Annotated in this window: 8 protein-coding genes, 1 tRNA gene and 1 pseudogene; 7 read left to right on the plus strand and 3 right to left on the minus strand. The window is 70.1% G+C overall.

Going from position 1 to position 10,807, the window contains the following annotated elements:
• Positions 1-44: 44 nt before the first annotated feature.
• The 5 genes from C1J00_RS47705 (at position 45) to C1J00_RS29290 (ending at position 3,940) form a co-directional block, all read left to right on the plus strand.
• Positions 45-140: an LPXTG cell wall anchor domain-containing protein gene (locus C1J00_RS47705; protein ID WP_281262777.1), complete on the plus strand. Its 96-nt coding sequence runs from the start codon at positions 45-47 to the stop codon at positions 138-140.
• Between the two features lie 108 nt (positions 141-248).
• Positions 249-1,028 carry an HAD-IIA family hydrolase gene (locus C1J00_RS29275; protein ID WP_102912010.1) on the plus strand — a complete coding sequence of 260 codons (780 nt, stop codon included), beginning with the start codon at positions 249-251 and terminating at the stop codon, positions 1,026-1,028.
• Positions 1,029-1,149: 121 nt separating this feature from the next.
• Entirely contained in the window at positions 1,150-1,830 is a 681-nt protein-coding gene (locus C1J00_RS29280; RefSeq protein ID WP_102912011.1) for a hypothetical protein, read from the plus strand.
• A gap of 2 nt (positions 1,831-1,832) precedes the next feature.
• Positions 1,833-2,510 carry a class F sortase gene (locus tag C1J00_RS29285; RefSeq protein WP_102912012.1) on the plus strand — a complete coding sequence of 226 codons (678 nt, stop codon included), beginning with the start codon at positions 1,833-1,835 and terminating at the stop codon, positions 2,508-2,510.
• 392 nt (positions 2,511-2,902) lie between these two features.
• Entirely contained in the window at positions 2,903-3,940 is a 1,038-nt protein-coding gene (locus tag C1J00_RS29290; protein ID WP_102912013.1) for a glycoside hydrolase family 6 protein, read from the plus strand.
• Positions 3,941-4,024: 84 nt separating this feature from the next.
• Here the strand turns inward: C1J00_RS29290 and glxA are convergent, their stop codons facing one another.
• The 3 genes from glxA to C1J00_RS29310 form a co-directional block, all read right to left on the minus strand.
• Positions 4,025-5,965, minus strand: a complete 1,941-nt coding sequence (gene glxA, locus C1J00_RS29295; RefSeq protein WP_102912014.1) for a radical copper oxidase GlxA — start codon at positions 5,963-5,965, stop codon at positions 4,025-4,027.
• Positions 5,962-7,962, minus strand: coding sequence for a glycosyltransferase family 2 protein (locus C1J00_RS29300; RefSeq protein ID WP_102912015.1), 2,001 nt, complete (start codon positions 7,960-7,962; stop codon positions 5,962-5,964). Before C1J00_RS29300 ends, glxA begins: the two co-directional genes overlap by 4 nt.
• Before the next feature lie 766 nt (positions 7,963-8,728).
• Positions 8,729-8,802: transfer RNA gene (locus C1J00_RS29310), tRNA-Lys, on the minus strand.
• A gap of 200 nt (positions 8,803-9,002) precedes the next feature.
• Between C1J00_RS29310 and C1J00_RS29315 the strand changes: the two genes are divergently transcribed.
• Positions 9,003-10,316, plus strand: a complete 1,314-nt coding sequence (locus tag C1J00_RS29315) for a peptidoglycan-binding protein (protein WP_102912016.1) — start codon at positions 9,003-9,005, stop codon at positions 10,314-10,316.
• A gap of 84 nt (positions 10,317-10,400) precedes the next feature.
• A pseudogene (locus C1J00_RS29320) lies at positions 10,401-10,807 on the plus strand (SPFH domain-containing protein); the annotation flags it as partial.

Below are 10,807 nucleotides of genomic sequence, written 5' to 3' on the forward strand. Positions count from 1 at the left end.
CCTCCGTCCCGCCCCGCGAGGACCGGTTCCCCTTCGCGGAGGAACTGGCCCGGACGGGCACCGGCACCCAGGTCGCCGCCGCCGTGGCCGTGCTGCTCACCGGCGGCGGGGTACTGCTCGTCGCACGCCGCCGCCGCTGATCAGGGCGTCCCGCCAGTCGGGACGCCGCACGCGGGCCATTCCGCAAGATCCCGCCACTGTCTAGGCTGGACCGCAGGCTGGACCGCGTACGGCAGGAGATCCCGCACATGGCAGACCGCAAGCCCATCGAGTCGTGGCTCACCGACATGGACGGTGTGCTCATCCACGAGGGCGTACCGATCCCCGGCGCCGACGCCTTCCTGAAGAAGCTGCGCGAGTCCGGGAAGCCCTTCCTTGTCCTCACCAACAACTCGATGTACACCCCGCGCGACCTGCACGCCCGGCTGCGCCGCATGGGCCTGGACGTGCCGATCGAGAGCATCTGGACCTCGGCCCTGGCCACCGCCCAGTTCCTGGACGACCAGCGGCCGGGCGGCTCGGCGTACGCCATCGGCGAGGCCGGCCTGACCACCGCGCTGCACGACATCGGCTACATCCTGACCGACCACGAGCCGGACTACGTCGTCCTCGGCGAGACCCGCACGTACTCCTTCGAGGCCATGACGAAGGCGGTGCGGCTCATCCTCGGCGGCGCCCGGTTCATCTGCACCAACCCGGACGAGACGGGCCCCTCCACCGAGGGCCCGCTGCCCGCGACCGGCGCGGTGGCCGCCCTGATCACCCGGGCGACCGCCAAGAAGCCGTACTTCGCGGGCAAGCCGAACCCGCTGATGATGCGGACCGGGCTGAACGCCATCGGGGCGCACTCGGAGACCAGCGCCATGATCGGCGACCGCATGGACACCGACGTGCTGGCCGGCATGGAAGCCGGGATGCAGACGTTCCTGGTGCTCACCGGCCTGACCCGGCCGGAACAGGTCGAGGACTTCCCGTACCGGCCGTCGCAGGTCGTGGACTCGATCGCGGACCTCGTCGACCGGGTCTGAGCCCGGGCGGCGCCACCCGAGGGGCTCAAACCCGTCGTCACCCGTACGGAGCAGTCGCCGCGTCCCTGAGGATGCGGCGGCCCACCGAGCGGGGGAGGCTCCAGGCATCTGGAGGTTCACGATGGGTTCCCTGAGAGTCACTGTCTGTACCAGCGTCCTGGCCGCCGTCGCCCTCGCCCCGGCGGCACACGCGGCGGACGGGGGGAGCGTCTCGGTGACACCGGCGGCCCCCGCCCCCGGCAGTGACGTCACCCTCCGCGTGACCGGCTGCGCGCAGCGAACGGCCGTGGCCGCCTCGGCGGCGTTCGTCGCGGACGCCCGGCTCACCGTCACCGGAGCAAGCGAGCTCGCCGGTGAGAGCCGCGTCCGCTCCACGACCAAGGCGGGTTCGTATCCCGTGCGGGTCACCTGCGGTGCCACGCGGCAGACCGGCACGCTCACCGTCCGGAACGGCGAGGCGGGGCGGCCCGGGGCCGCGCCCGAACCGGTCCTCGTGCCCGGGGCGGGTGGTCAGCCGCCCGCGCCCGGGAAGGGCGGGCAGCCGTCCGCGCCGGGGAAGGGCGGACAGCCGTCCGCTCCCGGTGCCGACGAGGAGGCGCCCCCGTCCCTCCGGCCCGGCGCGCCCGCCTCACCCGTCGCCCCCGTCCGGGCGGGCGGTGGCGGTGCCGCCGCTCTCCTCGCCGCCGAGGAGAGCGGCGCCGCTCCCGGTACGGCGCAGGGGGTCACCGGGCTGGTGCTCGTGGGCGTGGCCGCGCTGCTCGTCGCGCTGCGCGGTGTCCGCCGGGGCCGTGGACAGGACTGACCATGCGGGATCACGATCAGGTTCGGAGTCGCTTCTCGGGCACCGGCCGCCTGCTGACCGGTATGGCCTGGGTCGTGCTGCTGCTCGGGCTGTGGCTGTGGGGCCGCGAGGTCACCGAGGTGCGGCACGGCATCTCGGCCCCCACCACGGGCGACATGGCGGCGGCCGGACGGCCCCCGGACATCAAGCTGCCACCCGAGCACCGTCCGCTGGGGGACGCGCTGCCGCAGCGCGTCGACATCCCCGGGCTCGGTGTCCAGGCCCCCGTTGTGGCACGCGGCCTCGACGCCCGAGGGGCGCTCGACCCACCGCCGTACGACCAGCCGGGCGTGGTCGGCTGGTACGCCGGCGGGGTCGCGCCCGGGGCGGCCGGCACCGCGCTGATGGTCGGTCACGTCGACACCGACTCCCGGCCCGCCGTCTTCTACAAGGTCAGTGCCATGCGGCCCGGCCAGACGATCCGGGTGCTGCGGGCCGACGCCAAGGTCGCCGAGTTCACCGTCGAGTCCGTCCAGGTCCTCACGCGGGACCGCTTCGACGCCCACCAGGCCTACGGGCCCCGCGAGTCGGGGCGGGCCGAACTGCGGCTGGTCACCTGCGGCGGCAGCTTCGACCGTACGACCCGCAGCTACACGGCGAACGTGGTCGTCTCGGCGTATCTGACGGGAACCGGCCTTTGATCCGACGGGAACCGGCCTCTGATCCGACGGGAACCGGCCTCTGAAGGCAGGTCCCGGCGGGTCGGGGGGCGGCCACCCAACCCGGTCGACGGCCCGCTCCCCCTGAAGCCGCCGACCGGGCCGGTCCTCGACCGCGCGCACGGGCCGCGGGAGTAACCCGGCGAGCTGCGCGGGAGGCCACGGGAGCCACGGTGGGTGAATTTCTGGCCGAAGGCCGGGTTCGTGCTGAGAAGACTTTAGAACCAAAGGGCGAGTCCGGCCTAGAGGTCGGATAACGCCAAGTCCCGGCATGGTGGCGCTGCGTCATCCGCACAGGTGGGGTTCGCCTCGTGGGTGTCGCGAGACGTATGTCAGGATTGAGACTTGTGACGCTGCACCCAAGGGGGAGTTGGATGTACGGCAGCAGGGGGGTCGGGGTGTTCGCCGGGAGGCGGATGTCCGCAGTGGTGCTGGGGGCGGCACTGCTGATCACGGGGTGTTCCTCGTCCGACGGAGGAGACGGATCGGACGATCCCGCCGACGCGGGCGCGAGGATCACCCAACAGCCCAAGGAAAAGGCCCCGTTCTGGGTCAATCCGGAAGGGACCGCGGCCCAGCAGGTCGCCGACCTGGAGAAGTCGGGCAAGGAGCAGGAAGCCGAGCAGATCCGCAAGATCGCCGAGCAGCCGGTCGCCGAATGGGTCGGCCCGGACGACCCGCAGCAGCAGACCCGCGGCCTCACCGAAGCCGCCGACAAGGCCGGCCGCACCGCCCTGCTGGTCCTCTACAACATCCCGCACCGCGACTGCGGCCAGTACTCGCAGGGCGGTGCCGCCGACGGCGACGCCTACCGCGACTGGGTCGACGGCGTGGCCTCGGGCATCGGGGACCGGCCCGCCACCATCGTCCTGGAACCGGACGCGCTGCTCCACCTCGTCGACGGCTGCACGCCCCAGCAGTTCCACGAGGAGCGCTACGACCTCCTCAAGGGCGCCGTCACCAAGCTCAAGTCCCTGAAGAACACGAAGGTCTACCTCGACGCGGGCAACGCCGGCTGGCAGAACCCCGACCAGATCTTCGAGCCGCTGAACCGCGCGGGCATCGCCGAGGCCGACGGCTTCTCGGTCAACGTCTCCAACTTCTACTCCACCGAAGACTCCATCGCCTACGGCAAGAAGCTCTCCGCCAAGGTCGGAGGCAAGCACTTCGTCATCGACACCAGCCGCAACGGCAAGGGCCCCTACACCGGCGGCAACCCCGACGAGCGCTGGTGCAACCCGCCGGGCCGCTCCCTGGGCGAGACCCCGACGACGAAGACGGCGGACCCGCTGGTCGACGCGTACCTGTGGGTGAAGCGGCCGGGCGAGTCCGACGGCGAGTGCAAGGGCGGACCCAAGGCGGGCCAGTGGTGGGCGGACTACGCCCTGAAGCTGGCGAAGGCCACCGGCTGACGCACCGCCCAGACCCGAAAAGGGGCGCCCTCCCCGCGGGAGAGCGCCCCTTTCCGTTGCCGTCAGGTCACCTTTGGTTGTCTGTCAGGGCACCTTGACCCACTGCGCCTTGCTCGGGGTCCCGTCGGCGTCCGTCACGAAGATCATGTACCAGCCCGCCTGGACCAGGTTCCGGTTCTTCGGCACGGTCACGGTCAGCTCGTCGCCGGACGCCTTGAAGTCCAGGGCGATCGACCGCTGGTCGACGTCGGTGACATGCGTGGCGGCGCTCGGCCGGATCAGCCGGACGTTCTTGACCTTCGCCGCGTCCGACGAGGTGAACGTCCCCGTCCCGCCGCGCTCGATGGTCTGCGGCCCGCCCGACAGGGACGGCCGGTCCCCTTCGCCGTAGAGGTAGGGCGGCGTGTAGATCTCGATGCGCTGCTCGAACTTGCCCGGCTTGGTGTTGGCCTTGTCGGCGTAGAGCGAGTCGGAGCCGAAGAACATCACGCGCCCGTCGGGCAGCAGGATCGACCCGGAGTGGTAGTTACGGCCCACGAGCGGGTCGGCGACACGCTTGAGCTCGTTCTTCTCCGTGTCGTAGAGCCGCGCCTCGAAGACGTTGGAGTCACCGCGGCCCCGGTAGTCCTCCGAACCGCCGGAGATCAGCACGCTGTCGTCGGGCAGGACCGAGGCGTTCGGGTAGCGGGTGCCCTTGTCCAGGGACGGGCCGTCCACGAACCTCGGGTCCGCCTTCTTCAGGTCGACGATCCGGGTCTTCTCGCTGGATTCCTCGGACTCACCGACGCCACCGCCGCCGACCACCATGTACTTCTCGTCCTGCGCCGGCGGCAGCAGCACCGTGCCCGACGTCTCCATCAGGGTGGGGTCGCTCAGGCCCGGGATCTTCGTGAACTTGTTGGTGTCCACGTCCCACACGCCCGGCTCGCGGCCCACGTCGTCGGGCCCGTATCCCGCGTTGGACCCCGAGTAGAAGACCTTGCCGTTCTGCATGAGGAACAGCGCCGGGTACGTCGGGAACTGCCGGACCTTGTCGGTGTAGGTCCACTTCTTGGTCTTCGGGTCGAAGATCTCGTTCTTGCCCGGGACCAGCTGGCCGATGTCGTCGAGGCCGGAGACGCTCAGGATCTTCCCGTCGCTCAGGGTGGTGAGCGTCGGGTACCAGCGGGCCTCCTTCATCGGGTCGACCTTGATGTACTTCTCGGCTACGGGATCGAACTCGAAGGCGTCCCGGATGCCCTGGAAGTCCTTCTTGTCGAGGGCGAGCTTCTGCGCGATGCCGTAGGTGTTCTTGGCGTCGGCGCCCTTCAGGCCGTGCACGCGGTAGTTGTCCTGCGTGCCCGTCTCGTGCTTCTTGCCCCGCTTCTGCGCCTCGACGTAGATCCGGCCGAGGCCGGGGTCGTTGCGCAGGAACCTGCCGGTCGCCTTGTCGAAGACCTTCTTCGCGCGCGGCACGAGCACCGGATCCTTCGAGACGAAGGTCTTGCCGTTCTGCTTGCCCGTGAACTTCGTGCCGGCGGGCAGCGTGATCGGCTTGTCCGGGTTCTCGTTGTGGACGATCATCAGGCCGCCGGCCTTGGTGACGTCACCCTTGAGCTTCTCGTAGCGCTTGGTACCGCCCGCGATCAGCAGGTTGCCGTTGGCGAGCTGGGTGTGGCCGGTGCAGAACAGGTCGGCCGGTGTGGGGACCTTCTTGATGGTGCCCTTGACCGGGTCCCAGATGCGGGTGTCGAACCTCTTCGCGTCGAAGTTGTCCTGGTTGTTGCCCGAGCCCGCGACGAGCAGCACCTTGCCGGTGCGCAGCAGCGCCGCGTGGATGGTGTTCTGCCGGTACTCCTCGGGGAAATCGATGATCTCCCACTTGCCGTTCGCGGCCTTGTACTCCGGCTTGTTGATTTTGTACTGGTGGTATTTCTCGGTGCTGAAGCGGTAGAGCCACGGCCCGTTCATCCCGGCCAGCGCGAGTACCACCGCCGTGCCTATCGCGAGTCGACGGGCCCGGCGGCGGCCTGCACGGTCGTTCATTCCTTACGTCCCCCAAGTCCACCAAGGGCGATCTGCATGGTCTGGTCGGTTCCCCCGACCTCCCCGTGTGCGCCCGGGGTGGCGGCCCACGTGGGCTTCTGCTGCGGGACGTGCCCCGACGGCTGCTGCGGGATGGGCAGCGGCTGCGTCCGGTTCGGCCCCGCAGGGTCCTGCGGCTGTCCCGCGGCATGGGCGGGAGGCTTCTTCGCGTCCTGCCGCAGCTGCCAGCGCCAGGCGAACACCGGCGAGGCGGTGATCAGCAGCGCGAACGTCGCCCAGATGATCATCGCGGGGTGGGAGTGGCCGAAGACGAACCCGGCGGCGATCGAGCCACCGAAGATCGCGACGAAGTACCAGTGGTAGCGGAACGTGCCGAACCAGCGGTCCGGGCTCGCCGAGTCGCCCTTGGGCGTGACCACGAACTTGCTCTTGCGCCGCAGCACGGAGTCGATCAGCGCCTTCGCGTACAGCGGCGCCGACAGCGCGGACATCACCATGCCGGCCACACCACCGGAGCCCTCGGGCTCGTGCGGCGAGACGTTGTGCCGGCGGTTCCAGACGTACAGGCCGATCTGCAGCGCGGAGGCGTTGCCGTAGAGCATCAGCCAGACCGCCGGGTCGATGTTCACGCCCGAGGCGCCCAGGCCCAGGAACAGGCAGCAGCTCAGCGCCGCCAGGATCCAGTTGAGGGCCGACATCGGGTAGAAGATGATCATCATCGTGTAGTTGAAGAGCTTGCTCGGCGGCAGCGAGTACCAGCCCTTCCAGTACTGCCCGATGATCGTCTCGTACGTCCCTCGCGACCAGCGCATCTGCTGGGTGAAGAAGTCCGTCCAGGCGCTGGGGCCCTCACCGACCGCGAGCACGTCCGGCGTGTACACCGAGCGCCACTTCTTCCCCGTCGCCGGGTTCTTGTGGCGGTGCATCTCGAAGCCGGTCGCCATGTCCTCGGTGATCGAGTCGTACAGGCCGCCGATCTGCTTGAGCGCCTTGATGCGCACGGCGTTGGAGGTGCCGACGAACATCGGGGAGCCGTAGCGGTTGCCGGCGCGCTGGATCAGCGCGTGGAAGAGGAACTGCTGCGACTCCGCGGCCTTGGTGATGGGGTTGTCGTAGTTGCCGTAGACCTGCGGGCCGATGACGAAGCCGACGTCCGGGTCGCGGAAGAAGCCGAGCATCCGCTCCAGGTAGTTGGGCAGCGGCACGTGGTCGGTGTCGACCGAGGCGAAGAAGTCGTAGTTGTCGCCGTGCGCTTCCAGCCAGGCGTTGTAGTTGCCGTGCTTGGTCTTGGCGCGGTGCGGGCCCTTGGCCTGGTTCCACTTCGCGACGCCCTTGCGGGAGAAGTGGTGCACGCCGAGGCGCTCGCAGACCGCCTTCACCTCGGGGTCGTCGCCCTCGTCGAGCAGCCAGACGTGCATCAGGCCCCGGTGGCGGATCTTCACGGCCGCCTCCAGGGTCTTCGTCACCATCTCCAGCGGCTCCTTGCCGGGCACGAAGGAAGTGAGGAAGGCCACTCTCGTGCCGGTCTCCGGCACCACCGGGATCGGATCGCGGGCCACCAGGGTGGCGTGCGCGTTCGACAGCACGTTCATGCAGCGGAAGAACTCGATCAGGCCGATCGAGACGAGCATCACCATGTCGAGCGCGGGCAGCCAGTCGAAGGCCGGGTAGTCGCGCTCGGTCCAGTGCTCGGGCTGGAGCAGCCAGAACAGCAGCACCAGGGACAGCACCGGTGCCGCGGCCAGCATCAGGGCGACGCGGATACGGTGCGGCTCCTGCGAGATGAGCGAGCGGTACTGCACCTTGTACGGCTTGCCCGGATCCGGCTGGGTGAGGGGACCCGCGAGCCGGCTGTAGTGCTCGTAGTCGTACCTCGGCAGGGTCTTCTTGATCCGCCGGAACGTCCCCGTCGTGCTCAGCCGGTGTCCGGGCACCCTGAGCTGGGTGGTCTGGGACGGGTCGTGGTCCTGCCGGGCACCCGTCGGCCTCGACGTCATGAGTCATCCCCCCACACGCGGACAGCGCGTGTTTCGTAGCTTCTTACCGTCTGCTCCAGGTCCCCCTCGACCTTCACAGACGTATCAGTGGTGGATCGCAGTCACCACGTCATCCACACCCTATAGACACGGCAACGCGACCTTCCGGTTGCATGATGCCCCCCTCGGCATCGGTTCATGAACGCGGGCCCCTACCCCCGCTCCACCTGCAACCGGCCCTAAAGCCCCCCAACTGCCGCGAACCCGCAGCATCTTGTAAAAGCAGAAGACCAGAGTTCTACGGCGTTCATCATGATCGCAAGATGCGAAACACGGTGGTTACCGGTCAAACGCGTTCATTGTGACGGGTGTGGGGGCCCTGTGGAGCCGTTGTGGGCAGGCGGGCGCGGTTGTTGCCGAAGTGTTCTCTTACGCCTCGCACAGCAGCACGTTCTCCAGCCTCCGGTAGAGGGGGCGTGGAAGGCCCGGTCGGTCTCGGCGAGGCCGGCCCCCTGCGCGGCCTGCTCTTCCGTACGGTCGACGAGCGTGTTCGGTTCAACGAGGTCCGCTTCCGGCATCCGGCCGGCTCCATCAGCGCGGGCTCGGTCGGCAGCGGGGCCCCGGAGGCCGGCCGGCGGTCGATGACGAGCCTCTTGATCCGCTCCCGCAGGTCACGCGCTGCCATGGCGAGAGGGTTTCCGGCCAGAAGGCGGCAGGCCCAGCGGGCGGCAGGCTGTGCACAGGCAGGCAAAAGGCCCCTCGCTTCCGCGAAGGGCCTTCCGGTCGGTGCGCCGCCAGGGACTCGAACCCCGGACCCGCTGATTAAGAGTCAGCTGCTCTAACCAACTGAGCTAGCGGCGCCTGCTGACGCCGAAACTCTACAGGACGTGCGGAGGTGCTCCGGACCACCCGGCCCAGGGCGGGGAGGGGGCCGTTAAGGCGCCCGCGTACATCATTCGGACCGTCAGCATGCGCGTGCCGAAGACAGTTGCGAAACTGACGACGCGCGCCCTCTGGTGCACGGGCGCCGCATTTTCCGGCGCAAGTGTGAGGGGAATCGCATGGAGTCTCCGGTATTCGAGGAAATCGACCCCGCGAGTGACTGCGACTGCCCCGGATGCGTCCACTGGCGTCGCGCCCTGCCGCATTCCTGGTCCGGCCGGACCAGCGCCCACCCGGCCGCCCACCGGGCCCTCGCCCTGGCGGCCGTGGCCTCCGCCGCACTCGGCACCGGTCACGCCGTACCGGCCGCGGCCGCCCCGCACGCACCCCACCGGCCGGGCGTCTCCGCAGGTGACGATCCCGACACCCTCCAGGGCGGCTCGGCCCCGCTGTACGGCCCCGGCGGCCGTCCGGGGAAGCCGTCCGTCGCCCCCAAGCCCACCGCCACCACCCGCACGGAGATCATCAACCGGGCCAGGACCTGGGTCACCGCGAAGGTGCCGTACAGCATGAACGCCTACTCCTCCGACGGTTACCGGCAGGACTGCTCCGGCTATGTCTCGATGGCCTGGCAGCTCCCCGGAAACGAATGGACGGGCAGTCTCGCCCAGTACGGGGAGCGGATTTCCAAGGAAGAACTCCAGCCTGGCGACATTCTGCTGTTCCACAATGCGTCCGACCCCGCGAATGGCTCGCACGTCACCATTTTCGGCGGCTGGACGGACGCCTCGCGCACCCACTACACCGCCTACGAGCAGACCCGCCCGCACACCCGCCGCCAGTCCACCCCGTACGCCTACTGGAACGACTCCGCCCGGTACGTGCCCTACCGGTACAAGGGCGTCACCCCGGCGGAGCCGGTACCCGGGAAGGACGGCGGCCAGCCGGGCGCCCGGGCCGTCACGCCGTATCCGGGAGCGTCGTATTTCGGCCCCGGCGCGAACAACAAGTACGTCACGCGGCTCGGCCGGATGCTCGTCACACGCGGGGCCGGCGGCTCGTACGCGTCGGGCCCGGGGCCGCGCTGGACCGACGCCGACCGCCGGGCGACCCGGGCGTTCCAGCAGGCGCAGGGCTGGACGGGCGCGGACGCCGACGGGCTGCCCGGCCCGCGCACCTGGGAGCTGCTGGTCACCGGTGAGGGCAAGGACGTGAAGGGCGGGGTGGTCGGCCCGCCGCCCGCCTCGCACGGCGTCCCGGGCTACCCGGGGCGGGCGCTGTTCCGCCCGGGTGCGAACAACGCCTACGTCACCCAGCTGGGCAGGCAGCTCGTGCGCAAGGGGTTCGGCAGGTTCTACCGGGTCGGGCCGGGGCCGCACTGGACCGAGGCGGACCGGCGTGCCGTCGAGGCCTTTCAGCGCACCCAGGGCTGGCGGGGCGGCGCGGCGGACGGCTACCCGGGGCCGGAGACCTGGCGGCGCCTCTTCTCGTAGGCCCTCGGTCCGCCTCGGCGTGTCCGGGCGGTCCCTCATCCGACCACTGTTGTGACGCATCTGGCGCGGAGGCTGGAGGCACGCGTGAGTACGACCACTTCCCACACGTCCGAGCCCGACGGACCGGTCGGCAAACCTGCCGACGGACCGGTCCGGCCCGCCCGGCTGATCCAGAACGAGGCCACCACCGAGATCCCCGTCCACCTGCTGTTCCGCGACGACCCCGCCCCGGCGACGGTGCCGCTGAAACCGGCGGTCGTCGGCCGCAGGCAGGGCACGGGGGAGCAGCCGCGCCTGAGGCGCCCGGCCATCGCCCCGAAACGCCCGGTGTCGCAGGTCGATCCCGACCTGGTGGAGCGGTCCGCGCGGGTGCTGCCCGGCGCGGCCGGTGTGCTGGCCGGGGCCTGCGGTGCGGCGGGTTGTGTGGCCACCTCCTGGTGGGCCGGGGTGCTGCCGCCGCTCGCGGTGGAGGCACTGCGGCTGCCCGTGAT

The organism is Streptomyces cahuitamycinicus (assembly GCF_002891435.1).
In the GTDB taxonomy this organism is placed as follows: domain Bacteria; phylum Actinomycetota; class Actinomycetes; order Streptomycetales; family Streptomycetaceae; genus Streptomyces; species Streptomyces cahuitamycinicus.